At 59.0% G+C, this 26949-nt stretch carries 26 protein-coding genes and 1 other RNA gene; 8 read left to right on the top strand and 19 right to left on the bottom strand.

Going from position 1 to position 26949, the window contains the following annotated elements:
* Positions 1-33 precede the first annotated feature (33 nt).
* From lapB to gyrA, 13 genes are all read right to left on the bottom strand, one after another.
* Positions 34-1209: a lipopolysaccharide assembly protein LapB gene (lapB, locus tag P9875_RS08145; protein ID WP_035825667.1), complete on the bottom strand. Its 1176-nt coding sequence runs from the start codon at positions 1207-1209 to the stop codon at positions 34-36.
* Between the two features lie 46 nt (positions 1210-1255).
* Positions 1256-1558: a LapA family protein gene (locus tag P9875_RS08140; RefSeq protein WP_034751796.1), complete on the bottom strand. Its 303-nt coding sequence runs from the start codon at positions 1556-1558 to the stop codon at positions 1256-1258.
* A 235-nt stretch (positions 1559-1793) separates the two neighbouring features.
* Entirely contained in the window at positions 1794-2099 is a 306-nt protein-coding gene (locus P9875_RS08135) for an integration host factor subunit beta (RefSeq protein ID WP_008446215.1), read from the bottom strand.
* A gap of 17 nt (positions 2100-2116) precedes the next feature.
* A complete protein-coding gene (rpsA, locus tag P9875_RS08130; RefSeq protein WP_034751798.1) occupies positions 2117-3796 on the bottom strand; it encodes a 30S ribosomal protein S1 in 1680 nt (559 codons plus the stop codon).
* 152 nt (positions 3797-3948) lie between these two features.
* Complete coding sequence (gene cmk, locus P9875_RS08125) at positions 3949-4617, bottom strand: (d)CMP kinase (protein ID WP_278318068.1); 669 nt, start codon at positions 4615-4617, stop codon at positions 3949-3951.
* Positions 4618-4633: 16 nt separating this feature from the next.
* A complete protein-coding gene (gene aroA / locus P9875_RS08120; RefSeq protein WP_278318067.1) occupies positions 4634-5989 on the bottom strand; it encodes a 3-phosphoshikimate 1-carboxyvinyltransferase in 1356 nt (451 codons plus the stop codon).
* Between the two features lie 18 nt (positions 5990-6007).
* The gene (locus tag P9875_RS08115) at positions 6008-6916 is read right to left on the bottom strand and encodes a prephenate dehydrogenase (RefSeq protein WP_278318066.1); all 909 of its coding nucleotides are present in this window, start codon (positions 6914-6916) and stop codon (positions 6008-6010) included.
* A 4-nt stretch (positions 6917-6920) separates the two neighbouring features.
* Positions 6921-8027, bottom strand: a complete 1107-nt coding sequence (hisC, locus tag P9875_RS08110; RefSeq protein ID WP_278318065.1) for a histidinol-phosphate transaminase — start codon at positions 8025-8027, stop codon at positions 6921-6923.
* A gap of 91 nt (positions 8028-8118) precedes the next feature.
* Positions 8119-9189, bottom strand: a complete 1071-nt coding sequence (gene pheA, locus P9875_RS08105) for a prephenate dehydratase (RefSeq protein WP_035828753.1) — start codon at positions 9187-9189, stop codon at positions 8119-8121.
* 82 nt (positions 9190-9271) lie between these two features.
* Complete coding sequence (gene serC, locus P9875_RS08100) at positions 9272-10363, bottom strand: 3-phosphoserine/phosphohydroxythreonine transaminase (protein WP_278318064.1); 1092 nt, start codon at positions 10361-10363, stop codon at positions 9272-9274.
* Positions 10364-10390: 27 nt separating this feature from the next.
* Positions 10391-10636, bottom strand: coding sequence for a DUF2059 domain-containing protein (locus P9875_RS08095; protein ID WP_278318063.1), 246 nt, complete (start codon positions 10634-10636; stop codon positions 10391-10393).
* An 8-nt stretch (positions 10637-10644) separates the two neighbouring features.
* On the bottom strand, positions 10645-10974 hold the full coding sequence (locus P9875_RS08090) for a hypothetical protein (protein WP_278318062.1): 330 nt from the start codon (positions 10972-10974) through the stop codon (positions 10645-10647).
* A 105-nt stretch (positions 10975-11079) separates the two neighbouring features.
* Positions 11080-13758, bottom strand: a complete 2679-nt coding sequence (gyrA, locus tag P9875_RS08085) for a DNA gyrase subunit A (protein ID WP_278318061.1) — start codon at positions 13756-13758, stop codon at positions 11080-11082.
* A 264-nt stretch (positions 13759-14022) separates the two neighbouring features.
* Here gyrA and P9875_RS08080 point away from each other — a divergent pair, with 264 nt between their 5' ends.
* The 5 genes from P9875_RS08080 (at position 14023) to ssrA (ending at position 17201) form a co-directional block, all read left to right on the top strand.
* Positions 14023-14250, top strand: coding sequence for a hypothetical protein (locus tag P9875_RS08080; RefSeq protein ID WP_176388710.1), 228 nt, complete (start codon positions 14023-14025; stop codon positions 14248-14250).
* A 164-nt stretch (positions 14251-14414) separates the two neighbouring features.
* Entirely contained in the window at positions 14415-15125 is a 711-nt protein-coding gene (gene ompA / locus P9875_RS08075; protein ID WP_035825645.1) for an outer membrane protein OmpA, read from the top strand.
* Positions 15126-15252: 127 nt separating this feature from the next.
* Entirely contained in the window at positions 15253-15948 is a 696-nt protein-coding gene (gene ubiG, locus P9875_RS08070; protein WP_035825644.1) for a bifunctional 2-polyprenyl-6-hydroxyphenol methylase/3-demethylubiquinol 3-O-methyltransferase UbiG, read from the top strand.
* 68 nt (positions 15949-16016) lie between these two features.
* Positions 16017-16721 carry an HAD family hydrolase gene (locus P9875_RS08065; RefSeq protein ID WP_278318060.1) on the top strand — a complete coding sequence of 235 codons (705 nt, stop codon included), beginning with the start codon at positions 16017-16019 and terminating at the stop codon, positions 16719-16721.
* Between the two features lie 119 nt (positions 16722-16840).
* Positions 16841-17201: a transfer-messenger RNA gene (gene ssrA, locus P9875_RS08060) on the top strand.
* A 1090-nt stretch (positions 17202-18291) separates the two neighbouring features.
* Here the strand turns inward: ssrA and P9875_RS08055 are convergent.
* The 6 genes from P9875_RS08055 to P9875_RS08030 all read right to left on the bottom strand — a co-directional run bounded on the left by P9875_RS08055 (position 18292) and on the right by P9875_RS08030 (position 24173).
* Positions 18292-18513 carry a hypothetical protein gene (locus tag P9875_RS08055; protein ID WP_278318059.1) on the bottom strand — a complete coding sequence of 74 codons (222 nt, stop codon included), beginning with the start codon at positions 18511-18513 and terminating at the stop codon, positions 18292-18294.
* 381 nt (positions 18514-18894) lie between these two features.
* The gene (locus tag P9875_RS08050) at positions 18895-19596 is read right to left on the bottom strand and encodes a hypothetical protein (RefSeq protein ID WP_278318058.1); all 702 of its coding nucleotides are present in this window, start codon (positions 19594-19596) and stop codon (positions 18895-18897) included.
* Positions 19596-20615 carry a hypothetical protein gene (locus P9875_RS08045; protein ID WP_278318057.1) on the bottom strand — a complete coding sequence of 340 codons (1020 nt, stop codon included), beginning with the start codon at positions 20613-20615 and terminating at the stop codon, positions 19596-19598. Before P9875_RS08045 ends, P9875_RS08050 begins: the two co-directional genes overlap by 1 nt.
* 485 nt (positions 20616-21100) lie before the next feature.
* On the bottom strand, positions 21101-21316 hold the full coding sequence (locus P9875_RS08040; RefSeq protein ID WP_278318056.1) for a hypothetical protein: 216 nt from the start codon (positions 21314-21316) through the stop codon (positions 21101-21103).
* Positions 21313-22377 carry a phage portal protein gene (locus P9875_RS08035; protein ID WP_423221824.1) on the bottom strand — a complete coding sequence of 355 codons (1065 nt, stop codon included), beginning with the start codon at positions 22375-22377 and terminating at the stop codon, positions 21313-21315. The genes P9875_RS08040 and P9875_RS08035 overlap by 4 nt, the downstream gene beginning before the upstream one ends.
* The gene (locus P9875_RS08030) at positions 22374-24173 is read right to left on the bottom strand and encodes a terminase ATPase subunit family protein (protein WP_278318055.1); all 1800 of its coding nucleotides are present in this window, start codon (positions 24171-24173) and stop codon (positions 22374-22376) included. Before P9875_RS08030 ends, P9875_RS08035 begins: the two co-directional genes overlap by 4 nt.
* A gap of 136 nt (positions 24174-24309) precedes the next feature.
* Here P9875_RS08030 and P9875_RS08025 point away from each other — a divergent pair, with 136 nt between their 5' ends.
* From P9875_RS08025 to gpM, 3 genes are read left to right on the top strand one after another with little or no spacing between them, the layout of a single operon-like run.
* Positions 24310-25098 (top strand): GPO family capsid scaffolding protein, encoded by a 789-nt coding sequence (locus tag P9875_RS08025; protein WP_278318054.1) that lies wholly within the window; start codon positions 24310-24312, stop codon positions 25096-25098.
* 48 nt (positions 25099-25146) lie between these two features.
* Positions 25147-26166, top strand: coding sequence for a phage major capsid protein, P2 family (locus P9875_RS08020; protein ID WP_278318053.1), 1020 nt, complete (start codon positions 25147-25149; stop codon positions 26164-26166).
* Complete coding sequence (gene gpM, locus P9875_RS08015) at positions 26166-26882, top strand: phage terminase small subunit (RefSeq protein ID WP_278318052.1); 717 nt, start codon at positions 26166-26168, stop codon at positions 26880-26882. The genes P9875_RS08020 and gpM overlap by 1 nt, the downstream gene beginning before the upstream one ends.
* Positions 26883-26949 lie beyond the last annotated feature (67 nt).

The following is a 26949-nucleotide window of genomic DNA, read 5'->3' as shown; positions in this document are numbered from 1 at the left end:
CCACATTGCTCAGGACAAGGTGACGTGTACGAATCAGTTCATGACATTGAGTTCTTCTGTGCGGCGTGGTGGGTAAGTCTCCCACTTATTGCAGCCAGGGCAGTGCCAGTAGAACTGGCGCGCCTTGAAGCCGCAGTGGCTGCACTGGTAGCGGGCCAGCTTTTGCGTGTAGCCGTGCACGAGGTTTTTCACCATCGACAGCTCGGACCAGATCGCGGCCGGCGCATCCATCATGCGCGCTTCCAGCAGTTTATCGAGGCCCAGCAGGGTTGGCGTGCGGCGCAGCTCGGCGCTGACCAGCTGCTTCGCCGCTTCCACGCCATCGAGTTCGATGACGGCCTTGAAGACGACTTCGATCAGGTCGATCGACGACGCCTCTTCCAGGTAGGAGCGCAGCAGGTTGACGCCTTCCTGTGGACGGCCCAGCTTGGTGTAGCCATCCATCAGGCGCTGCGCCACCAGGGCCACGTGCGGCACGCTTTGCTGCTCCACGCGGCGCCAGGTGGTCAGCGCGCCTTCCACGTCGCCGCGCGCCAGCAGCACGTCGCCCGTCAGGATGGTGGCGCGCACGCTCTTGCGGTCCGTCTGCAAGGCTTTTTCCAGCAGCGGCATGGCCTCGTCCGGTTTCATGTGCACGAGGGCGTCATGCGCCAGTTCGCAATAGAACTGGGCGATTTCCTTCTGGCGCGCGCCGGCGCCCGATTCCTGCAAGCCCACGGCCGCTTCGATGGCGCGTGGCCATTCCTTTTCGCGCTGGTAGATTTCCAGCAGCGCGCGGCGCGCCTGGGCCGCATATTGCGTGTCGATCAGGCTATTGAAAGTTTCTTCGGCGCGGTCCAGCAGACCCGCCTTCAGGTAATCCATGCCCAGCTCGTAGGCGGCGTGGCCCTGCTGTTCCAGCGGCAGGTCCGGGCGCGCCAGCAAGTTCTGGTGCACGCGGATGGCGCGCTCCGTTTCGCCGCGGCGGCGGAACAAATTGCCCAGCGCAAAGTGCATATCGGCCGATTCCGGGTCCAGCTTGACGACTTCGATAAAGGCGTCGATGGCCTTGTCATGCTGCTCGTTGAGCAGGAAATTCAAGCCCTTGAAATAATTGCGCGGCAGGCTGCGCGATTCGGACACCAGTTGATGAATGTCCACGCGCGCGGCAATCCAGCCCAGCGCGAAAAACATCGGGATACCCAAGAGCCACCAGAGTTCAAAATCCATGCGATTGTTTTTATTCGAGTAAGAGAGATAGGAGCGACGGCGGCGCTTACTGCGCGCTCACGCTGTCCGGTTGCGGCTGGACATTGCTGGCCACGCCAACGGTCTGCAGCGCGGCAATGGTGGTTTTTTGCTTGGTCGCTTCGCGGCGGTGACGGAACACGGTCGGCGTCAGGGCCAATACGCCCAGGCTCGCGCCAGCGACAAAAAAGCCCAGCAGCATCAGGACCAGGGGGCCGCGAATTTCATAATTAAGGAAAACATGCAGGTCAACAACCTGCGCATTCTTCAGCGCAAAACTGAAGAACAGGACGAAAAGAACACAGCCAACGATGGTGGAGATGATTTTCATCGATACGTCCAGAAAGTACAAAAAATGCCCGTATGGCACAACCTTGGAATGCCTGACAGAAGCGTAGCGAGCGTCAGTGATTTGTGGCCAAGAAGCGCAACCGTACTTGAGTACGGTGAGCATCGCAGGCCGCAAAGCGCGACGCGCAGTAGCTTATGTCAGGTATTCTCAGCATATTAACAAAAAAAAGCGGCATCCAAGGACGCCGCTCTTTATGTCGCCTTCCAGCAGACGATTAATCCTCGATAATCGGTTGCCCGACCATCGCGTCCACGCGCTCGCGCAACTGTTTGCCCGGTTTGAAGTGGGGCACCCGTTTTTCGGGAACCATCACCTTGTCGCCGGATTTCGGGTTGCGGCCGATGCGCGGGGGCCTGCTGTTCAGGGCAAAACTGCCAAAACCGCGGATCTCGATACGCTGACCGGTCGCCAGGGCGTTGGTCATCGCATCGAGAATGGTCTTGACGGCATACTCCGCATCTTTCGCCACCAGCTGAGAATAACGCTCAGCGAGGCGGTTGATCAGCTCGGACTTTGTCATCTGCCGTATCCGCAGTCTTAGTTCTTGTTATCGAACTTAGCTTTCAACAAGGCGCCCAGGCTGGTGGTGCCCGAAGCTGCGTTGTTGTCGGTAGCTGCCATCTTCTGCATGGCTTCCTGGGTTTCAACGTTGTCTTTCGCTTTGATCGACAGTTGGATACCACGGGCTTTGCGGTCGATGTTCAGAACCATAGCTTCGACGGTGTCGCCGACTTTCAGGTGCGTACCAGCATCTTCAACGCGGTCGCGCGAGATTTCGGAAGCGCGCAGGTAGCCTTCAACTTCTTCGGACAGTTGGATCACGGCGCCTTTAGGCTCAACCGATTTAACGGTACCGGTTACCAGCGAGCCTTTGTCGTTCATGGCTGCGAAGTTGTTGAATGGGTCACCTTCCAGTTGCTTGACGCCCAGGGAAACGCGCTCGCGCTCAACGTCGATGGCCAGAACGATGGCTTCCAGTTCGTCACCTTTCTTGAAGCGACGCACGGCTTCTTCGCCGGTTTCGGTCCAGGACAGGTCGGACAGGTGCACCAGACCGTCGATGTTGCCGGCCAGGCCGATGAACACGCCGAAGTCGGTGATCGATTTGATCGCGCCGCGGACTTTGTCACCTTTCTTATGGGTAACACCGAAGTCGTCCCATGGATTGGCTTTGCACTGTTTCATGCCCAGCGAAATACGACGACGCTCTTCGTCGATTTCCAGAACCATCACTTCTACTTCGTCGCCCAGTTGGACAACTTTGTTAGGAGCAACGTTTTTGTTCGTCCAGTCCATTTCGGAAACGTGTACCAGACCTTCGATACCCTGTTCCACTTCAACGAATGCGCCGTAGTCGGTCAGGTTCGTTACTTTACCGAACAGACGGGTGCTTTGTGGGTAACGACGGGACAGACCGGTCCAAGGATCGTCGCCCAGTTGTTTCACGCCCAGCGAAACACGGTTTTTCTCTTGATCGTATTTCAGGACTTTGGCGGTGATTTCCTGGCCAACCGTCAGTACTTCCGACGGGTGACGTACACGGCGCCATGCCAGGTCGGTGATGTGCAGCAGGCCATCGATACCGCCCAGATCCACGAACGCGCCGTAGTCGGTGATATTTTTGACGACGCCGGTCACGACCGTGCCTTCTTTCAGCGTTTCCATCAGTTTCTGACGCTCTTCGCCCATCGAAGCTTCGATGACGGCGCGGCGGGACAGAACCACGTTGTTACGCTTGCGATCCAGCTTGATCACTTTGAATTCGAGGGTTTTGCCTTCGAATGGGGTCGTGTCTTTGACAGGACGGGTATCAACCAGCGAACCCGGCAGGAACGCGCGGATGCCGTTGGTCAACACGGTCAGACCGCCTTTGACTTTACCATTGACGGTACCGACGACGATTTCGCCCGATTCCATCGCTTTTTCCAGAGCCAGCCACGAAGCCAGACGCTTGGCTTTATCGCGCGACAGGATGGTATCGCCGAAACCGTTTTCCAGCGATTCGATCGCCACGGAAACGAAGTCACCAACTTTGACTTCCAGTTCGCCGTGGTCGTTTTTGAATTCTTCGACAGGGATGAATGCTTCGGATTTGAGGCCAGCGTTCACGATCACGAAATTGTGGTCGAGGCGCACGACTTCAGCGGAAATAACTTCGCCGGAGCGCATATCTTGACGCGACAACGATTCCTCGAAGAGCGCAGCAAAACTTTCCATACCGGTAGATTCGTTAGTTGTAACAGTAGACATAGGGTTCACACAGGTTATCCAGCAGAGATCGCACGATGCGACTTAAACTGGGTTAGGTTTTTGACACACCCGGACAGGCCAGGAGCCGTCAACGGGCACCACATAGCATAAAAATCACACTATTTTGCAACTGACGCATACCATTTCAACACGGTTTCGACGGCTTCATCAGCCGTCATTTCCGACGTATCCAGGACATGCGCCCCTTCCGCGGGAACCAGCGGCGCAATCGCACGGTGAGTATCACGTTCGTCCCGCGCCTGCAAATCCATCAGAAGGTCTTCCATATTAGCAGAAAAACCCTTGTCTATCAATTGCTTGTAGCGCCGTTGCGCGCGCGCCTCGACGCTGGCCGTCAGGAACACCTTCAATGGGGCATGCGGGAAGATCACCGTGCCCATGTCGCGCCCGTCGGCCACGAGGCCTGGCGTCTTGCGAAAGCCCAGCTGCAAACCCACAAGCGCATGGCGCACCGTTGGCAATACGGCAATCTTCGACGCCGTATTGCCCACTTCTTCAGCACGGATCTGCTCGGTGACGTTTTCATGCGCCAGCAGGATCTCGCCGCCGGCAAAATGGCAAGGCAGGTGTTCGGCCAGCTTGGCCAGCGCGTGCTCGTCGCGCAAGTCCGTGCCGCGGCGCAGCGCGCTCAAGGCAGTCAGGCGGTACAGCGCGCCCGAGTCCAGGTAATGAAAGCCCAGCTTGTCGGCCACGCGGTGCGCCACCGTGCCCTTGCCGGAAGCGGTGGGGCCATCGATGGCGATGACTGGGATGTTGGAGGTCGGCATAGTATTAGGCAATCAATTAAATCAGGGTGTCTTTGGCAATCCCCGCGAATGCGGCGAAATACTCGGGGAAGGTCTTGGCCACGCATTTCGGGTCGTTGATGCGCATCTCGTTGCCGCGGCGCGCGGCGCCGTCCAGCGAGGCGAGCGAGAAGCACATGGCCATGCGGTGGTCGTCATACGTGTCGATGGTGGCTGCCTGAATCTGCGCTGGCGGCGTCACGCGCAGGTAGTCCGCGCCCTCTTCCACTTCCGCACCCAGCTTGCGCAACTCCGTCGCCATGGCCGTCAGGCGGTCCGTTTCCTTCACCCGCCAGCTGGCGATATTGCGCAAGGTCGAGGTGCCGTCCGCGTACAGGGCGGCCACGGCGATCGTCATGGCCGCGTCGGGAATATGGTTGAAGTCCATATCGACAGCTTTTAGCACGCCGTTCGAACGGGCTTCGATCCAGTTCTCGCCCATGGTGATGGTCGCGCCCATCTGCTGCAAGGCTTCGACGAAGCGTACGTCGCCCTGGATACTGTCGCGCCCAACGCCTTCCACGCGCACGGGACCGCCGCCGATGGCGCCGGCCGCCAGGAAATACGAGGCCGACGAAGCGTCGCCTTCCACGTGGATCGTACCAGGACTTTGATATTGCTGGCCCGGCTGCACGGTGAACGACTGCCAGCCGTCATGCTCGACCGTCACGCCGAAGCGGCGCATCAGGTTCAGGGTGATCTCGATGTACGGCTTCGAAATCAGCTCGCCCGTCACGTCGATGGTGACCGCATGGTCGCGCGCCATCAGCGGCGCCACCATCAGGAGGGCCGTCAGGAACTGGCTCGACACGTTGCCGCGCACGGCGATGCGCTGCGCGTGGATATGGCCGCGGCGGATGCGCAGCGGCGGGAAGCCCTGCTCGCCCGTGTACTCGATCTGCGTGCCGACGGCGTTCAGCGCGTCGACCAGGTCGCCGATCGGGCGCTCGTGCATGCGTGACACGCCATGCAGCGTGTAGTCGCCGCCGATGACGGCCAGCGCCGCCGTCAGCGGGCGAATGGCCGTGCCGGCATTGCCCATGAACAGATCCGCCTCGTGGTGCGGGAACACCCCGCCGCAGCCTTCCACGTGATGCACCTGGTGGGCAGTGGCCGGGTCGCCCGTCAATTCATCCTGCGTCCATTTCACGCCCAGCGACGTCAATGCCGTCAGCATGACGAAGGTGTCGTCGGAGGCGAGCAAGTCGATGATTTTCGTCGTGCCCTTGGCCAGCGCGGCCAGCAGCAGCACGCGGTTGGAAATACTTTTCGAGCCGGGCAGGCGCACCGTGCCCTCGGCGTGCATCACCGGTTTCAGATCGATATGGTGGGGATAGTGCTTGGTCTGGGTCATGCTGGAATCCTTGAGTATTTATCGTGTGGGCGCGGGCGGAATTTCCGCCGTTTCAATCGCCTCGATCCATTGCTGCCGCGCGTGCTGGGCGTTCGCGTACACGCCTTCGATGGCGGCGCCGTCGTTCGCGGCCAGGTGGGCGCGCAAGGTCGTCAACTGCGCCAGGTAGGCGTCCAGTTCGTGCAGCAGCGCCGGCTGGTTGGCCAGGCTGATGTCGCGCCACATTTCCGGCGATGAGCCGGCGATGCGCGTAAAGTCGCGAAAGCCGCTGGCCGCGTACTGGAACAGCAGGCCTGCGTGCGCTTTGTTGGCGATGTCGTCGACGAGCGCAAAGGCCAGCAGATGCGGCAGATGGCTGACGGCGGCAAACACCTTGTCATGTTCTTCGGGGCTCAAAGTGTGCAGGATGGCGCCGCAGGCGCGCCAGGCGGCCGCCACGCGTTCGACGTCGTCCGCGGCGTTTTCCGCCAGCGGCGTGAGCACCACTTTCTTGCCCTGATACAGGTCGATGATGGCCGCGTCGGGACCATTCGTCTCGCGCCCCGCGATCGGGTGGCCGGGCACGAATTGCCCCACCTTGCCACCGAGCGCCGCGCGCGCGGCCGCCACCACGTCGCTCTTCGTGCTGCCCGCATCGGTGACGATGGTGCCGGGCTGCAGATGCGGCGCGATGGACGCCAGGATGGCACCCGTTTGCGCCACAGGCGCGGCCAGCAGCACCAGGTCGGCGCCATGCAAGGCTTGCGCCATGTCGCCGCCGATTTCATCGATGATGCCCAGCTCCAAGGCGCGCGCCATCGAGGCCGGCGAGCGGCCCATGCCCACCACGGTGGTCACCGCGCCCGCATGTTTCAGGGCGCGCGCGAACGAGCCCCCGATCAGGCCCACGCCAAAGATCACTACCTTGTTCAGTGCAGGCGTCGTCATAAGGTCAGGCCAGCGCTTTCGTCAGCGCGGCGATGAAGATGGCGTTTTCCTGCGGCAGGCCGATGGAAATGCGCAGCCATTGCGGCAAGCCATAGCTGCCCACGGGACGCACGATCACGCCTTGTTTCAGCAACGCCAGGTTCACACGCGCGCCGGCGCCTTCATCGTCGCCCACCTTGACCAGCACGAAATTGCCGTGCGATGGCACGTATTCCAGGCCCAGTTGCGCAAACGCTTCAGTGAACTGCTGGTAGCCGGCCGCGTTGTTGCGCGCGCTTTGCTCGAGGAAGGCCTTGTCGTTCAGGGCGGCAATCGCGGCCGCCTGCGCCAGCGAGTTGACGTTGAACGGCTGGCGGATGCGGTTCATCAGGTCCGTCAGCACGGGCTGGGCGATGGCGAAGCCGATGCGCAGGCCGGCCAGGCCGTAGGCCTTCGACAGGGTGCGCGAGACCACCAGGTTCGGATACTGGCGCACCCACGCCGTCGACTCGTACTGGTCATCGGCCGACAGGAATTCGTTGTAGGCCTCGTCCAGCACGACGACGACGTGCGCCGGCACTTTTTGCAGGAAGGCTTCCAGCTGCGCGGCCGTCAGGAAGGTACCGGTCGGGTTGTTCGGGTTGGCGATGAAAATCAAACGCGTGTCGTCGGCAATCGCCGCCGCCATGGCGTCCAGATCATGACCATAGGCTTGCGCCGGCACGACGAGGTGGCGCGCGCCCAGTCCTTGCGTGGCCAGCGCGTACACGGCGAACGAATACTGCGAGTACACGACGGATTGGCCATGCTGCACAAACGCGTGCGCGGCGATTTCCAGGATGTCGTTGCTGCCATTGCCCAGGGTGATCCAGTCGGCCGGCACGTCGTAGCGCTTCGACAGCACGGCTTTCAAGTCGAAGCCGTTGGCGTCCGGGTAGCGGCCCAGGTCATCGATGGCGGCGATCATCGCCTGCTTGGCCGATTCCGGCATGCCGTACGGATTTTCATTCGACGCCAGCTTGACGATGGCTGCCTCGTCGAGGCCGAATTCGCGCGCGACTTCCGCGATCGGTTTGCCGCTCTGGTAAGGGGCGATGGCGCGGACGTATTCTGGACCGATATTTTTAGACATGGTGTTCTTTAAAAGTTGGTGAATGATTGATGAACCCCCAAAGCAATGACTGGGGTCGGACCCTGAGGGTCCGACCCCGGCCTTTACCGGGTTACAAACTGACCGGATACGACCCCAGCACCTTGAAAAACGCCGCATTGCTCTGCAGCTCGCCCAGCGCCTGGGCGACGGCCGTGTCGTGCACGTGGCCTTCCACGTCGACATAGAAATAATACTCCCAGCTGCCCATGCGCGCCGGGCGCGATTCGAAGCGCGTCATCGACACGCCGTGCTTGGCCAGAGGCGCCAGCAACTGGTACACGGCGCCGGCCTTGTTCGGCACGGCCAATACCAGCGAGGTCTGGTCCTTGCCCGACGGCGCCGTCTGCAAGGTGCCCACGACGGCAAAGCGCGTGCGGTTGTGCGGGTCGTCCTGGATATGGCCCTTGACCACGCCCAGCTTGTACTGCGCGCCGGCCAGTTCGCTGGCAATCGCCGCCACCGTGCCATCTTCGCCGGCCATGCGGGCCGCCTCGGCGTTCGAGGCCACGGCGTGGCGCGCAACGTTCGGATAATTCTGGTTCAGCCACACCTGGCACTGCGCCAGCGCCTGCGAATGGGCGCAGATGGCGGTGACGCCATCCATGTTGCCGCTCTTCGTCATCAGGCTGTGGTGCACGGCGATCGCCACTTCACCGCTGATGATGAGGCTAGTCTGCAGCATCATGTCCAGGGTGCGGTTGACGGCGCCTTCCGAGGAATTTTCGATCGGCACGACGCCAAAGTCCGCCGTTCCCGCCTCGGCGGAACGGAACACTTCATCGATGGACGCGCATGGCAAGCCTTCGACGGCGCTGCCGAACTGCTGATACACGGCCTGTTCGCTGAAGGTGCCGGCCGGGCCAAGGTAGGCCACGGTCACGCGCTTTTCCAGCGAGCGGCAGGACGACATGATTTCGCGGAAGATGGTCTGCACTTCGCGGTCGCCCATGGGACCGGGATTGCGCTCGGCCACGCCGCGCAGCACCTGCGCTTCGCGCTCGGGGCGGAACACGGGCGCCTGGGTTTCCGCTTTCACGTGGCCCACTTGCTGGGCGATTTGCGCGCGGCGGTTCAGCAGTTCGAGGATTTGCGCGTCGATCGCATCGATCTGTTCGCGCAGCGGTTTCAATTTATCGGTCATGGTGGTTTGTTTCGTCAGCTGTACTTCAATCATGGCCGCGCGGCCTGCGCCGGCGGCGGGCCGGCGCGGTCGTCTAGGCGACTCAGCGTCCGGCAAACTCGTTCAGATAATTCACCAAGGCTTGCACACCCTCGATCGGCATCGCGTTATAGATCGATGCACGCATGCCGCCGACGGACTTGTGGCCCTTCAGTTGCAGCAGGCCGCGCTGCTTGGCGCCAGCCAGGAATGCGTCGTTCAGACTTTCGTCGCGCAGATAGAACGGGATGGTCATGCGCGAGCGGTATGCGGGGTCGACCCGGTTCTGATAGAAGTCGTCCGCATCGAGCGCCGCGTACAGCAGCGCCGCTTTCTCAATATTACGCTGTTCCATGGCTGCAACGCCACCCTGGCGTTTGAGCCACTGGAAAACCAGGCCGGCGATATAGATGCCGTAGGTGGGCGGCGTGTTGTACATCGACTCATGTTCGGCCACGATGGTCCAGTCGAAAGCGGACGGGCAGATCGGCAGCGCCTTGCCCAGCAAGTCTTCGCGCACGATGACCAGGGTCAGGCCGGCCGGGCCGATATTTTTCTGCGCGCCGCCGAAAATGACGCCATATTGCGACACGTCGATCACGCGCGACAGAATGTGCGAGGACATGTCGGCCACGATGGTGGTTCCTGCCGGCACGCCTGGCGCCTGCTGGAATTCCACGCCGTCGATGGTTTCATTGGTGCAGATGTGCAGGTAGGCGGCGCCTGGCGTCAGCTTCCATTCGCCAACTGGCGGCACGCCCGTGAAACGGGCAGCCTTGGACGACGCGGCCACGTTGACGTTGGCATACTTGGCCGCTTCCTGGATCGACTTGCCCGACCACGAGCCCGTATGCACGAAGTCCACGGTGGCCGGCTGCTGCGCGGCCAAGCCAGCCAGGTTCATCGGAATGATGGCGTTTTCGCCCAGGCCACCGCCCTGCAGGAACAGGATCTTGTAATTATCGGGCACGGCCAGCAGTTCGCGCAGGTCGGCCACTGCCTGCTTGTAGATGGAAATGAATTCGGGACCACGGTGGCTCATTTCCATCACCGACATGCCGCTGCCATGCCAGTCCTGCATCTCGGCGGCAGCTTGCGCCAGCACTTCCTTGGGCAGGACGGCGGGGCCGGCGGAAAAATTGTAGATATGGGTCACGATACGGTCCTTGGCAAAATGGGAATCTTATTGGGGCGACTGCGTGGCCGCCCGCATGAACTGGTCAAGCACGGCATTCACGCGGGGGTTCAGCACGCGCTGGCTGATGGCCATCGATTCGGCCGACAGTTGCGGCATGGTGGCCAGCATCTTGCGGCCCAGCGGCGTCTTGTAGAAGGCCGTCAGCTGTTCGACTTCCGGCACCGTGTAAAAGCGCGCGTACAGGGGCACCATTTCATCGCCCAGCTCTTCGATCAGGGTCGGGTCGGCCAATACCTGCGTCAGGGTGGCGATGGCCAGGGGATTTCTTCCTCGGCGCTGGCCAGCGCGCGCGCCTTGCGCTGTTCGTCCAGTTTCGGGTTGCTGTTGATTTGCTGCTGCGCCGACTGGCGGATCATGGCGGGCATCGATTGCAGCATCTGGTCGAAGATGTTGCGCGTCAGTTGCGGGAACTGCATCGCGTCGAGCATGCGCCGCACGGCCACTTTCATGGCGGGGCTGGGCGCCGCCTGGCGCGCGGGCGTGGCTTGCGTGCTCTGGGCCAGGGCCGGCAGGGTCGCGAGGAAGGCCAGCGAAAATGCGGCGAAGAAGGTGGCGACGATTTTTCTCATGGCATGCGGGACTTTATAAAAGCGGGGAACAAGTGGGACACGCAGGCTGGCGCCGCAACTGGCGCGCCAATAGCAATTGGGGCTCCCGAAAGAGCCCCAATCATCTTACTCCGGCTGGGCCGGATCGACCGGATCAACCGGGTCGACCGCCGCCGGCGCAGGCGCGGCGTCCGCCTCCGTCGTCAGCTCGACTTCGTCGATATCCGTTTCCACCACGCGCTGCAGGCCGGACAGCTTGGTGCCGTCTTCCACGGCGATCAGGGTCACGCCCTGCGTCGCGCGGCCCATCTCGCGGATTTCCGACACGCGGGTGCGGATCAAGACGCCACCGGTGGTGATCAGCATGATTTCATCGCTGGTATCGACCAGGGTCGCGGCAACCACTTTACCGTTGCGCTCGCTGGTCTGGATGGCGATCATGCCTTTCGTGCCACGGCCATGGCGCGTGTATTCGGTGATCGGCGTACGCTTGCCGTAGCCGTTTTCCGTGGCCGTCAGTACCGACTGCTGCTCGTTCTCTGCCACCAGCAGGGCGATCACGTGCTGGCCTTCTTCCAGGTTCATGCCGCGCACGCCGCGCGCCGTACGGCCCATCGGACGCACATCGTTTTCGTCGAAGCGCACTGCCTTGCCCGAATCCGAGAACAGCATCACGTCGTGCTGGCCGTCGGTCAGCGCCGCGCCGATCAGGAAGTCGCCGTCGTCCAGGTCGACCGCGATGATGCCGGCCTTGCGTGGATTGCTGAAGTCCTTCAGCGGCGTTTTCTTGACGGTACCGAGGCTGGTCGACATGAAGACATAATGGTCTTCCGGGAACGTGCGGTTCTCGCCCGACAGCGGCAGGATCACGGTGATCTTTTCGTTGTCCTGCAACGGGAACATGTTGACGATCGGCTTGCCGCGCGAATTGCGCGAGCCTTGCGGCACTTCCCATACCTTCAGCCAGTACATGCGGCCACGATCCGAGAAGCACAGGATGTAGTCGTGCGTGTTGGCGATGAACAGCTGGTCGATCCAGTCTTCCTCTTTCGTCGCCATGGCCTGCTTGCCGCGTCCACCGCGTTTTTGCGCGCGGTATTCGGTGATCGGCTGGGCCTTCATGTAACCGGTGTGCGACAGGGTCACGACCATGTCCTGCGGCGTGATCAGGTCTTCCGTTTCCAGGTCGGTCGCATTCAACTCGATCTGCGAGCGGCGCACGTCCTTGTTGCCAGCGCCGTATTCGTTCTTCGCGGCCGTCATTTCATCGGTGATGATGACGGTCACGCGTTCCGGCTTGGCCAGGATGTCGAGCAAGTCGGCGATATGTTCCATCACGTCCTTGTACTCGTTGACGATCTTGTCCTGTTCCAGGCCGGTCAGGCGCTGCAGGCGCATTTGCAGAATTTCCTGCGCCTGGTCGTCCGACAGCTTGTACAGGCCATCCGTCTGCATGCCGTAGTGCTTCGGCAGGTTTTCCGGACGGTAGGCATCGATGCCGCCTGGCGTCGTGCCGTCGCCCGTGCGGGCCAGCATTTCGCGCACCACGGACGAATCCCAGGCCTTGGCCATCAGCTCGACCTTGGCGATCGGCGGCGTCGGCGCGGCCTTGATGATGGCGATGAAGTCATCGATGTTGGCCAGCGCGACCGCCAGGCCTTCCAGTACGTGGCCCCGTTCGCGCGCCTTGCGCAGTTCGAACACGGTGCGGCGCGTGACCACTTCGCGGCGGTGCGACAGGAAGCATTGCAGCATCTGCTTGAGGTTCAGCAGCTTCGGCTGTCCATCGACCAGGGCCACCATGTTCATGCCGAAGGTGTCTTGCAACTGGGTCTGCTTGTACAGATTGTTCAACACCACTTCCGGCACTTCGCCCCGTTTCAGCTCGATCACCACGCGCATGCCCGACTTGTCGGATTCGTCGCGGATGTCGGAAATGCCGTCGAGCTTCTTGTCGCGCACGTTTTCAGCGATACGTTCCAGCAAGGATTTCTTGTTGACCTGGAATGGCAGCTCGTCGACGATGATGGCGATGCGGCCGCCATCCTTGCCGTATTCTTCGAAGTGGGTCTTGGCGCGCATGACGACGCGGCCGCGGCCCGTGCGGTAACCGTCGCGCACGCCGGACACGCCATAGATGATGCCGGCCGTCGGGAAGTCCGGTGCCGGGATCAGCTCGATCAATTCATCGATCGTGCACTCGGGATTGCGCAGCACGTGCAGCGCGCCGTCGATGACTTCGGTGATGTTATGTGGCGGAATGTTGGTCGCCATGCCGACGGCGATACCGGACGAGCCATTGATCAGCAGGTTCGGGATACGCGTCGGCAAGACCGTCGGTTCCTTTTCCTTGCCGTCATAGTTGGGCTGGAAGTCGACGGTATCCTTGTCGATATCGGCCAGCAGCTCGCTGGCGATCTTGTCCAGGCGGCACTCGGTGTAACGCATCGCCGCGGCGCCGTCGCCGTCGACGGAACCGAAGTTGCCCTGGCCATCGACGAGCATGTAGCGCAGCGAGAAATCCTGCGCCATGCGCACCAGTGTGTCGTAGATCGAGGCATCGCCGTGGGGATGGTATTTACCCATGGTTTCGCCGACCACGCGGGCGCACTTGACGTAAGGGCGGTTCCACACGTTATTCATTTCATGCATCGCGAACAAGACGCGGCGGTGCACTGGCTTCAAGCCATCGCGCGCATCGGGCAAGGCGCGACCGACGATCACGCTCATGGCGTAATCGAGGTAGCTCTTGCGCATCTCTTCTTCGAGGGAAATAGGAATTGTTTCTTTTGCGAATTGATCCATTGGCGGTTCGACTGATCTCAGGCTGTGGTTAACTTATCTGTTACGCAATGTATGACGCAATACTGCATATCCTGGGTGGCTGTCGTCGTGGACGCCGCGCCGCGCGCTGCTGGCGTGGCCCGGTGTCCATGTCGCAGAGTGCCAGAACAAATCGGCGGGCTGGCGGCACGGCCAGTACGGCTACCGCAAGGGTAGGTGCTGGCCATGCCGTGCCGCCGTGGGCATTTGCTCGACACTCTTGACAGTCAAGCGCACGATTTTAGCATGCGCGCCCAGCTACCTGTACAAATTGGCCATACCGGCAAGATTGGCAGTTTGCACGGAAGCCGTGCATGTTGCCCTGTCGATAATGCACAATGGCAATATCAGTTCAAGACACCTGCCCTTAAAAGAGGCAAAAAAAGCGATCAATTGTTACAGACGCGTTACAAATGGGCATTTTCGTTGCGCAAAAACAACGCACGGTCTAAAATCGGGCAAGCTTTGATTTAACCACGGTCGTGTGCCCCTGATGCGTGTGGCAAAATGACTGGGAAGTTAATTGCTAGTTTCGCAATCTGAAACGAGCGCATATGGTCTACATGATAAAATCTTGGCACGTAGCACCAGTAGCGCAGTGTTGTTCTGCGGATATCACCCCCCGAAAGGAAAAAAGAATGAATAAATTTGTAACGCTGTTTTTCGCTGCATCCGCAGTGATTGCTGGCTCGGCTTCGGCCCAAACCCCAACCTCCCCACCATTCGCGCCAGTTACCACTGACATCAAAGCACCAAGCCCAAAAAGCGCTTACGTGCAAGATGCCCGCGGCGTCATCGTGCGTGACCCATTCGGTCTGTGCTGGCGTACCGGCTACTGGACACCTGCTGACGCGGTGCCAGGTTGCGACGTACCACTGTGCGTAGAGCCAGAAACCCTGCAAGACGGCAAATGCGTGGCTCCTCCAGCACCAGTCGTACCTGCTCCAGCACCAGCACCAGTCGTGCCAGTGCCAGTAGTCGTTGCTCCTACCTCGGAAAAAGTCAGCTTCGCTGCTGATGCATTCTTCGATTTCGACAAAGCGACGCTGAAGCCAGAAGGCAAAGCCAAGCTGGACGAGCTGTCCGCACAACTGGGCGGCATCAACCTGGAAGTCATCATCGCTGTGGGTCACACCGACTCCGTCGGCACCGATGCTTACAACCAAAAACTGTCGGTACGTCGTGCTGATGCTGTCAAAGCCTACCTGGTCACCAAAGGCGTTGAAAGCAACCGCGTGTACACCGAAGGCAAAGGCGAGAAACAACCTGTTGCTGATAACAAAACTGCCGAAGGCCGTGCGAAAAACCGTCGCGTGGAAATCGAAGTTGTTGGTACCCGCAACAAGTAATAGCTGATCCCCTGGACTTGCCGCAAGTCATCGCGCAAGTCAAGAACAGCATGAAAAACCCCGCCACGGCGGGGTTTTTTTTCGTCCGTGGCTGCCCAATTGTAAAATTGCCGCTATTATTCGACCTATGAACGCCGACCCTCTCGAAATCCAAAAATTCAGTGAGCTGGCCCACCGCTGGTGGGACCCCACTTCCGAGTTTCGTCCCCTGCACGAAATTAACCCCCTGCGCCTGGAATGGATCAACGCGAAAGTGCCGCTGGCCGGCAAGCGCGTGATCGACATCGGCTGCGGCGGCGGCATCCTGGCCGAATCGATGGCCCGCAAGGGCGCCGACGTGACGGGCATCGACCTGTCCGAGAAGGCACTAAAAGTTGCCGACCTGCACAGCCTGGAATCGGGCGCCAAGGTACGCTACAAGCTGATCGCCGCCGAAGCCATGGCCGAGGAAGAGCCAGGCCAGTACGACGTCGTGACCTGCATGGAAATGCTCGAGCACGTGCCGGACCCCGCCGCCATCGTCAAGGCTTGCGCCGCGCTGGTGAAACCGGGCGGCCACGTCTTCCTGTCGACCCTGAACCGCAACCCGAAAGCGTATCTGTTCGCCATCCTGGGCGCCGAATACCTGCTGCGCCTGTTGCCGAAAGGCACGCACGACTATGACAAATTCATCACCCCGGCCGAACTGTCGCAATACCTGCGCAGCGCCGGCCTGGACGTCAACAGCATGCGCGGCATGGGCTACAATCCGCTGACCAAGATTTACTCACTTAATAGCGATACCAGCGTCAATTACCTGGTGGCCTGCACCCGGCCGCTGTAACCATCACGCACAATGCAAGGCGGCTGCGGCCGCCATTTTTCATTCCCACTTGACACACTTTGCCCGCCATGATCACTGACCATCTGCCAGCCCCGCGCGCCATCCTGTTCGACCTCGACGGCACCCTGGCCGACACCGCGCCCGACCTGGCAGCGGCCATCAACCTGCTGCGCGCACGTGCCGGCCTGGCGCCGACGCCGTACGACATCCTGCGCCCCACGGCCTCGGCCGGCGCGCGCGGCATGATCGGCGCGTCGTATGGCATTGCCCCGGGCGAAAGCGGCTACGAAGCCCTGAAAGACGGCTTCCTGAACAATTACGAAGCGGCCCTGGCCGTGGAAAGCCGCTTATTCGACGGCATCCCCGCCCTGCTGGAAGGCTTGACCGCCCTGGGCCTGGCCTGGGGCGTGGTCACCAACAAGGCCGCCCGCTTCACCGACCCGCTGGTCGGCCAGATCGGCCTGGGCGCGGCCGGCTGCGTGATCTCGGGCGACACCATGCCGCACCCGAAACCGCACCCAGCCCCCCTGCTGGAAGCGGCGCGCCGCCTGGACCTGGCGCCGGAAGCCTGCTGGTACGTGGGCGACGACCTGCGCGACATCCAGGCCGGCCGCGCCGCCGGCATGCGCACGGTGGCCTGCGCCTGGGGCTACTGCGGCCCCGTCGAGCCACAGCACTGGAACGCCGACCATTTACTGGAGACGCCGCAGGCCTTGCTCGCGCTGGTCAGCGCGGTAGTGAAGGCGGCACAGGAGCGGCAACTGGCGGCTTGAGGCACATCCCTTTTCGCAGCAGAAAGCTGGGGTCTGACCCGACGGGTCAGACCCCTTACGTCAATGGCGCGAATGCATCATGCAAGAGTGGGCAGATTGCGCTACAATGAAGGTTCTGTGGGGACGACCTGGTTTCGACGTGGGTTGCAAAGCAGCGCAGGGCATACCGAGGGCGGGCTACCTCGTAAATACAACCTGAAAAAACTTAACTGCAAACGATAACTCGTACGCACTGGCAGCTTAATCGCTGTTAGCTCTAGAACACCTCGTCCCTGGGGTGGGCCGTCAAAAGCTCTAGAGTCATTTACAGGGACTCGTCGTATGCTGGGTTACTTAGCGTCCGACTAAATAATAGGTAACTCGCTTGCCCATAACGTGCACATCCGTGCTGGCTGAGTTAAATTAAATGATAGTGCTAAGTATGTAGAACTGTCTGTAGAGTGCTTGCGGACGCGGGTTCGATTCCCGCCGTCTCCACCACTGAATTGTTTAGAATCAAGTAGTTAGCAAGAAGAAGGCTGTCATTATTTGGGTTGTTTTTGGGCTGTTTTAGCCTAGGAATGACAACAAAATGACAGCTTTTTTTGTGCGCTCGCCTCATACTCTGATCTAGCACCGACACCCTAATCAGACCTCTGCGATGCAGCGATACCGCAGTAGCGTACCGCCTCTATGAACGCAGCGCTGCTCGCCTCCGTACGTAAATAAAAGAAGAGCCACCCGATGGGTGCCTCTTCTTTTATTTACGTACGGAGGCGGTGTGATGCACACAGCCGGCATTTGCGGGCCTAAATACCTATACTGCTTTTCCGGAAAACCGAGTGTTAATGAAATCGGTCACATTGATCGTTACGAAGAAACGATCTTTGAAATAGCTGACTTCGACCTTTTCATATGTATCAACACAGTGTTTTAAGGCCTCTTTCAGCTTATTCTCAATATTCTGCACTGTCGGATAGTTTGTGTCACAAGTGAGTTCAAATTTATACGGTTTTTTGAGATCTGTCTCGATTTCAACATGAACCGATTTTCCAGAAGGGGTGATAGCTACCTTGAAAGATTTGACCTGGTGCCTTGCCATTTTTTTCTTCTCTCCTATAAGGTCCTATGCGAACTGCATGGGCATAGACAACTAAATGGGGTGCCATTGTGAAATATCAATACTTCTTGACAACGCAACACTGGATGAAAAAATTAACGGATATACGCGAGGCTCAGGTCCGGCTTTCAGACACGGACTGAGGCATTGGTGCTGTGAAAGCTGGCTCAGTCTAAAAGCTAATTCGAATCACGAACGCGTGCCTGCGGCGTGCGGAGCTGCCGCGCAGCGGCAGCAGTTGGAGGATTCGAGGCGGGCCGGGCCGGTAGGCCCAGCCCTTCGAATCTCACACGCGGGCGCGAAGGCGTCCTGCTCGATTCCGCCAGGCAAAAAAACCTCCCGAAGGCGGTTTCTTTATTTCCTAGCGGAAGCGGTGTAATGCGAACACCAATTTAAAATGCAGCTTACAGCCATTATTTCTGGGACGTACCTACAAATTTACCGACAACAACCAGACCTGGCCGTGCACTATCATAAATTTGTTTTCAGGGACTTAAGAATACTACCGTCCAGGTTTGGAAGCCCAATCTGAAGCAAGCGAGCGTTCTCGATCTCAAGGTGAGTTACCAGCTCACCAATCTGCTCTTTAGAAAATTGGTGTTTAATTAACGTACCAAGCGCAGCCTCAAGCAAGACTATACGGCCTACCGCAATCTTAAGTTCTTTATCCATATCAAGTATACTAACTGACATATTGCCTCCTAAAATTCGTCTTCTCCCGGTCACTACGGAATCCGAAGAACCTTGAAATATAGTTAATTTCCATGAAGGGTTTCCCCTCTCCTTCAGCGTATCCCCACTACTATATATAATAATGGGCTCACACCAACAAACCGATTGTAGGCGGCATCATCAACGCTGACAAGCAGGACACCCCGCTGGAATACTTACCCCCCTCATCACGCTCTCAAGTCAATGCTGTGCATCCACACAGTTCATCAGTAGGACATGCATGTGCAAGCAACAGCGGTTAAGGATTCGGGGCGGGTAGCCCCAGCTCTTCGAATCTCACACAGAGTGCGAGGGCGCCCTGCTCGCTTCCTCCAGGCAATTAAAAAACCGCCCGATAATGAATCAAAGTTCCTCAGCTTCAACATCTGCCAGAGAGCTTTTTATATAGCCAAAAATTCTATTTGAAGTTTCTAGAACATTGGCTTTATTCGTTTTTTGAAATTCCTCATCAGGACTTTGTTGCAAATTATGAATGTTCGCAGGAATCTTTTTTGCCAATGGATGAATTTCCCGCCATACCATCAATCTATCTTTTGCAAAGGTAAGATTTTTATTTAACGTAGTTACCTTCCTATCCAAATCAGCTATTAATAAACTCAACTTCTTATGAGAATACTTGTCACGAGACTCCGCCAAGTAAGTAGAAAGATCAAACAACTCTCTAGTAGCTTTCACCACCCCGGTTCTTGCTTCAGCCCGAATCAATTGTTTCTTTGATGCTCCCGACAAAAATAAGCTTTCAAGATTACAAGCATCTGCGACCATTTTTGAGGACATATAAAGGTTTTGGAGAGCATCTCTAAAATCATCAAAGTCGCCGAGTGCGTCAGATAAAGATCCATAAACCGTCAAATAAACCTTTAGTGAGCCATCCTCCGTTCTCACTACTGGCTCGATATCAATCCCAAGCATACGTTTTGCACGAGGCGCTTGGTATGTCTTAATATCCATTTCAAATTCAATCTTTTCCTCAGCAGTAAGCTCTACCACATTGATATGTGCATAAGACTCAGAAAGGATTGTTTTATTTATATAATTAGCCATTACATATTCTCAAATTCACTAGAGTTAATTATTCCATCAAATGATTTTATATATTCATTTCGCTCTTCGCTACCCTGCTTTGATCTTAATATTTTAATTGTCGTACGACACAAATTCATCAAAATCAATGTTTCTTTTGCATAAGCATGAATTTCATCAAACCTGCGATCCCAGAAAAATCCAGAATTACCTTTATTGAAATGCAAAGAATAATGCATTGCGTACGTTCTAAATTTCCTCTCAATTGATTCCTCAATAAGACCTAGCAAATATACAGAGGACAGATATGAATCAAGTGATGGAATAGAACTTATGTTGTACGAAAATGACTCCAGACAGTTCAATGCCTTGACATTTTCAGATAAACTCTCTATTGGCTTATATACCGTAGCGGGGTCATCAACCAAAAAATCATGAACTTCATTCTTTCGCAAGAAAATATTAATTGCCTTCGTAAATGCGCGTAAATTTGCGTCAGCGGCACTTGATATCCCGCCAAGAAATGCGCTTGCCTTCCGTATAGGCAACTGCATCCAAAACGCGGCCTCATGATTGAGTATTTTCAATACCGGAGAACTGTACTTTGAACTATCGTCGTCATATTCTGAAATCTTCTTAATAAGAAATCGTTCCAAATCTTTAGTACTACTCATTTTGTAATGAAAAGCATGAAGACCATGAACATCAAACATCGATTTATTAGAATCAAGGTTCTCGCGTATCAATATCACGGGTTTATGAGATACTGACAAACGTATCCCAAGTTCGAAGATAACATTTGCGTTAGCGGTAACCCCTGAAAGATCACAAATTACAAGATCTGCATTCGCCAAATCAAGAAGTATATTATCCAATATTAAAAAATCATCAGACGAACGATTTACAACATATTTCCCGTCTAGATCTCTACTATTTTCGATAGGATCTTTTATATGATCGGTGAAAAACTTAGTAAGCTCATCTTGGTCCCTATTATTTGCTTGAACAAACGGCATTATCACAAAAACGGTTTTTTTCATCGTCAGTCCTTGAAATCAGAATCCTCAGTCACGCCATTTAAAAATAGGGCTCTATCTCAAAGCATGCGTTAAAAGTTGCCTCTACTTTTTACCACTATTACCTCCTAGCATGAAATTGTCAAGTTTGCACACATTTAATGCAAGATTGCCAATGGGAATAGAAGGGTTTCGAACAACGTGTAGCTACTCAAAGTGCGTCAAAATGCGTCAAATCGCATGCCCCCTCTTCGCCCCGCCACGCCAGTCCTCATGCGCCTTCGGCCATGGCGCACATTTGAGTCAAAAGAGCCCTATATAGCGGGCAGGTGTGGAGGGGGGACAACTGCGCGCGCCGGGCCGAAATGGGCTTTTTTCTTGCTTCTGGCGCAACATCAATCGTCGGGACGTGAAAAAGCCGCCTCGTGGGCGGCTTGTGCGGTGGCTGGGGTGCTTCGGCGCGGCTGGACTGTCTCGGCCCTGCCCTGCTGGCTAGCGCGGCGTGGCGGTCATCCTGGGCGGCCGGCGCGGGCCTTGGCCGCCTGCTCCTTCTCGTAATCATCGCGGCAGTCCACGCCACAGAACAGCAGCCCGGGCGCCAGCGCCTCGTCGCAGTAGTGGCAGCAGCCATGCGCCACCAGGGCGGGCCGGCTGCGCACCGCGGCCAGGCCGCGCGCAACTTCGGCGAAGATGATCTTGTCCGTGTTGTCGATATGGTCGCTCATTGCGCGCCCTCCCCGCCTGTCGCCAGGTCATACGGGGCAAACCTCACCACTTCCACGCCGGCCCACTCGTTGATCGCTTCGAACTGCGCCTGCAGCGGCACCAGCTCATTGCGCGCGAAGACACGCGCGGCCGGCTCCACGGCGCCGAAGCCGCCGGCATTGTTCGGCAGGATGCCCATGAGCTGCGGCGGCACGCGGTGCGCGGCCAGCTGGTCGTCGCGCGTGACGCTCTTGATGTTGAAAAACTCGTCCTTCGCAGCGACGTCCGATACCGGCAGAATCTGGATGCCGTCCTTCTTGCCGTTCGGCGCGTACATGAACAGATTGCGGAAGTTGCCCGGCCCTTTACTGTCGCGCATGGCCTGGCGCAGGTTGTCCACGTCCTGGGTGTTGGCGGCGGCGTCCGTCATGTAGAACACGAAGCCCGCATGCGAGCCGTTCTTGTAGTACTTACGGCGGAACAAGGTGGCCGCCTCATTGAGCCAGGCCGACTGCAGCGCGCTCAGGTACTGCGGCACGCCGTACAGCTCCTGATTCACGTCCGGCTCCATCAGGTGAAACACACGGCCCTTGTCGAACTGGTGCACGGCCTGGTAGCCGTTGACGAAAAAATACGTGTCCAGATCGACGCCGCGCCGCATGTACTTGGCCAGGGCGTGCTGGTATGCCAGCGCCTTGCCGCTGCGGCTGGGCCGGTCTTCCAGGTAGGCATTGCCGAACGTCAGGAAGTCGAGCGCCATGCGCTTGAACGCGTCGCGCGACAGGTACTTGCTGGGAATCAGGGTGGACGCTAGCACGTTGGCCTTGAAGTGGATGGCGCTGCTGTGGTGCACGCCCGCGTTGAACGACTTGGCCAGGCCGGCCAGGTTGACGGGCGGCTCATACCAGTGGCCGTTCTTCCAGCATTCGAAGCAATCGAGAATGTCGGCGTGCTCGAGCACGGGCGTCGGGTCGCCGAAGGAAAAAGCCTCGATGCCGGCGGCGGCCGGCGCCGTGGCCGCTGTTGATGGCGCGCCCTCGGCCTGCTGGCCGCGCGCGCGCATGTGTCGTGCTTTGCTCAAGAATAAATCTCCATGAAAGAGTGGTGGTTGTCGGTGGTACCTTCGAATGGCTCGTGATCGAGGGCATGCATGCAGGCCCACGCCAGATCGGCGTGGCCGGTTTCATCGCTGCGGCCGGCGACATACGTCACGTGCCGCCCGCTGGGGGTCAGGGTCTTGTGGATGGCCATGAACGATTGCGCAATGTCCGTCCAGCCGGCGTCAAACTCCAGCCGCCCCTTGCTGATGATGTTTTTGGCTTTCAGCACCATGCGGGTTTTGACTTCGGGCGAGTAATTCAGGGCCGTGACGGCCGGGAAGAAGCCACGCACGATGGGCAGCACGCCAATGCCCATGCCGGTCGTGTCGATGCCGATGTACTCGACGTTGTAGCGCTGGGTCATCTGGCGGATGGCGTCGGCGTGGTCTTCGAAACTCTGCCCGCGCCACTGGTGGCGCTCCAGGATGCGGAACTTGCCGCCGGCCGTCATGGGCGGCGCCAGCACCACGCAGCCGGCGCTGTCGCCGTTCAAGGCCGGGTCGTAGCCGATCCACACGGGCCGGTTGCCGAACGGGCGCAGGCCCAGCAACGGCTTGTAGTCGTCCCACTCCACCCAGGAATCGACCATGCAGCGCTGCAGCTCGGCCAGCGGAAAGACCGAGGCCGAGTCGTCAATAAAATTGCACATCAGCAGGTTGTCGAACTGGTCGGGGCTGTATTCGAAGTTGCGCAGCTCGTCGATGTCGAACAGGTTGCAGCCGCCGCGCTCGGCGTCCAGGATGGTGACGATCTGGCGCCAGATCTTGTCCTCGCCCGTGTAGCCCGACGAGAGCCGGCCGTGGCTCACGTCGATGTTGACTTGATCGACCTTGGCGCGGCGCTTGTTGAACAGCTCGCCCGTCCAGAACGGATAAGCCTGGTGCGTGGTCGAGGAAGGCGTGGAGAAATAGGTTTTGCGCCATTTCTTGTGGATGGCCATACCCGAGGCCACCTTGTTCAACTCCTGGAAGTTCTGCGTCCAAAAGAATTCATCGAAGTAGAAATTGCCGTGGTAGCCCTGCGCCGTGCGTGCGTTGGTGCCCAGGAAATACAGGTGCGCGCCGTTCGGCAACACGATGGGGTCGCCCGTCAGCTCGATGCCGGCCGCCTCGCGCGCGAACTGCACGATGTATTGCTTGAAGACATGGGCTTGCGACTTCGACGCGGACAGGAATATCTGGTTGCGGCCCGTCTTCATCGCATCGGCCAGCGCCTCGCGCGCGAAGTACCAGGTGGCGCCGATCTGGCGCGACTTGAGGATGGCGCGCGTGCGCTGGTCGCCGTTGCGGAACCAGACCTTTTGATAGTCGAAGAGCGAATCCTGGAAGGCGTCGAGCAGCTGGATTTTCTGTTCTTCGCTGAAGTCGTTGCGCGTCGGCTTCTTCTTCGGCCCCGCATTGCGGTTCGCCAGTTTGGGGTTGAGGTCGACCTCGTTGCCGCCCGGTTGCTCATAGCGGCGCACGCGCGCCATCTGCACGATGGTGCGGGCGAGTAAATCGATTTCCTTGTAATCGCTGCCGCTCTTGACCTCTTTTTCGATCAGCTTGACCAGGCGCAGCTCGGCCGACGCTTCCACGTGCTCGATGGCCTGGGCCTTGTCCCATTCGTCGCGCGCCTTCCAGCTATTGATCGTGCTGCGCTTGATCCCCAGGTGGCGGGCGATGGACGAAATGCGCCAGCCCTTCCAGTACAGGGCGCGCGCGGCACGGCGCGGCTCGGACTCGGGCACGGCCAGTTCGGCGATTATTTCTTCGGGTTTTTGTTCAATTGCTAGCATGCCGCCAGCGTAGGCCGCGCGCGCGCGGAACGGGGAAAGGCAAAAGTCGCTATTGGCCATAGCAACCCGCAGCGCATTGAATCGCAGGGCCAAGACGTTGACCATGGCGTTATCCGATCAACCGAGACACGCCACCATGCCCAAATCCCAATTCTTCCGCGTCGCCACCGAAGGCGCCACCACGGACGGCCGCAACATCGACCGTGCCACCATCGAGCAAATCGCCGCCACCTACAACCCGAAAACCTACGGCGCGCGCATCTGGCTGGAGCACATTCGCGGCATCCTGCCCGACAGCCAGTTCAAGGCCTACGGCGACGTAATCGCCGTCAAGGCCGAGGAAGTGGACACCGACAGCGGCAAGAAACTGGCCCTGTTCGCGCAGATCGAACCCACGCCGGAGCTGATCGCCATCAACAAGGCGAAACAGAAGCTGTACACCAGCCTGGAAATCCAGCCCGACTTTGCCGACTCGTCGCAGCCCTACCTCGTCGGCCTGGGCGTCACCGACAGCCCGGCCAGCTTGGGCACCGAGGCACTGCAATTCTCGGCCAGCCGCAAGCAGCAAAGCGCCAACCTGTTTACTTCCGCCGTCGAGGTGACGCTGGAATTTGACGAGCCGCAGGGCACCAAGCTGGCCGACGCCGTGAAAAACCTGCTGTCGCGCTTTTCGAATAAATCCGGCGCCGACGCCGCGCAGTTCGCCGACATCAGCGAAGCCGTGCAGGCGCTGGCCGGCCACGTCGTCACCGTCAACGACAACTATGCCGACACCCTCAAGCGACTCGACGCGGCGGAAAAGGCGCAGAAAGCGACCCAGGACGAGCTGGCCACCTTCAAGGCGCAGATGGACGAAGCGCCCGGTAACGGCCCGCGCCGCCCGGCCGCCACCGGCAACGACGGCGCCGTGCAGACCGAGTTTTAAGCGTCCACGCCATCCACGACACCCCATTCAACAACGGAGCACCGATATATGAAAAAGCAAACGCGCCAGGTCTTTGGCCAATATGAAACCCGCCTGGGCCAACTGAACGACACGGACAACGTGGCCAAGACCTTCAGCGTCACGCCCAGCGTGCAGCAAAAGCTGGAAACGAAAATGCAGGAATCGAGCGAGTTCCTGACGAAAGTGAACATCATCGGCGTGACCGAGCAGGAAGGCGAAAAGCTGGGCCTAGGCGTATCCGGCCCGATTGCCGGCCGCACCAATACCAAGGACAAGGAACGCAAGACGCGCGACCTGTCCACCCTGGACGGCACCAAGTACCGCTGCGAGCAGACCAACTTCGACACGCATCTGAACTATGCCAAGCTGGACGCCTGGGCCAAGTTCCCCGACTTCCAGTCGCGCGTGGCCAATGCCATCTTGACGCGCCAGGCGCTGGACCGCATCGTCATCGGCTTCAATGGCGTGAAAGCCATGGCAGACACCGATCTGGACGCCAACCCGCTGCTGCAGGACGTGAACAAGGGCTGGCTGCAGCACCTGCGCGAGCTGGCGCCCGAGCGCGTGCTGGGCCTGGTCGCCGCAGGCATGCCGGGCAAGGTCATCATCGGCGACGTAGCCGATGCGGATTACGCCAACCTGGACGCGGCCGTCACCGATGCCGTCAACCTGCTGGACCCGTGGTATCAGGAAGACACCAATCTGGTGGCCATCGTCGGGCGCAAGCTGTTGAACGACAAGTATTTTCCATTGGTCAACACCAAGCAGGCGCCCACGGAAACCCTGGCGGCCGACATCATCATCAGCCAGAAACGCATCGGCGGCTTGCCGGCCGCGCGCGTGCCCTTCTTCCCCGATAACGCCATCCTCATCACGCGCTTCGACAATCTGTCGATCTACTTCCAGGAAGGCGCGCGCCGCCGCCGCGTCGAGGACGTGCCCAAGCGCGACCGCATCGAGAACTACGAATCGTCCAACGACGCCTACGTGATCGAAGACCTGGGCCTGGCCGCGCTGGTGGAAAACATCGAGCTGAAAGACAAATAATGGCCAATCAATCCCCTGCCCTGCGCCACCGCGCGCGCATGCTGGCCGAGCGCACGGCCGGCGCCGCCGCGCCGCAAGGCGTCACCACCGGCACGGCCTATGAGCTGATGCTCTACAAGCTGGCCGACGACCGCCGGCGCTTGAAGTCCATCCAGTCGGTCGAACGCAAGATCGAAGTCAAGGCCACCTTGCTGCCGGATTACGCGCAGTGGATCGACGGCGTGCTGGCCGGCGGCAAGGGCGCCCAGGATGACGTGTTTGCCAGCCTGCTGGTGTGGCATATCGACACGGGCGAGTATGAGCGTGCCCTGGTCATGGCCGCCTATGCGCTGGAACACAAGTTCACCTTGCCCGACACCTACAGCCGCGACATCGCCACCCTGATGCTGGACGAGTTTGCCGAAGGCTACTTGCACGGCAAGCTGGCCAGCGACCCGCAGCACGCGGCCCAGGTGCTGGGCCAGGTGGAACAGCTGACGGCCACCAGCGACGCACCCGACCAGGCGCGCGCCAAGCTGCACAAGGCCATCGGCCTGGCCCTGATCGCCGTGCTCGATCAGGCCGACGACACGGACATCGCACCGGCGCTGGTGCCGCAAGCGGAAAACGCCATGGGCCAGTTGAAACGCGCCCGCGCCCTGTCCGAGTCGTGCGGCGTCAAGAAAGATATGGAACGGCTGGAGCGGCGCATCAAGCGCGCGGCTGGTTCCACGTAAGAGCATCCCCCGCAGCACGGCGGCACGGGGGGATTCTGGCCAACGCATTGGCAACAATCTCGGCCTG

It is taken from the genome of Janthinobacterium rivuli, from assembly GCF_029690045.1.
Classification (GTDB): domain Bacteria; phylum Pseudomonadota; class Gammaproteobacteria; order Burkholderiales; family Burkholderiaceae_D; genus Janthinobacterium; species Janthinobacterium rivuli.
The sequence above is the reverse complement of the archived record's forward strand: the minus strand, read 5'-3'. Positions and strand labels throughout refer to the sequence as shown.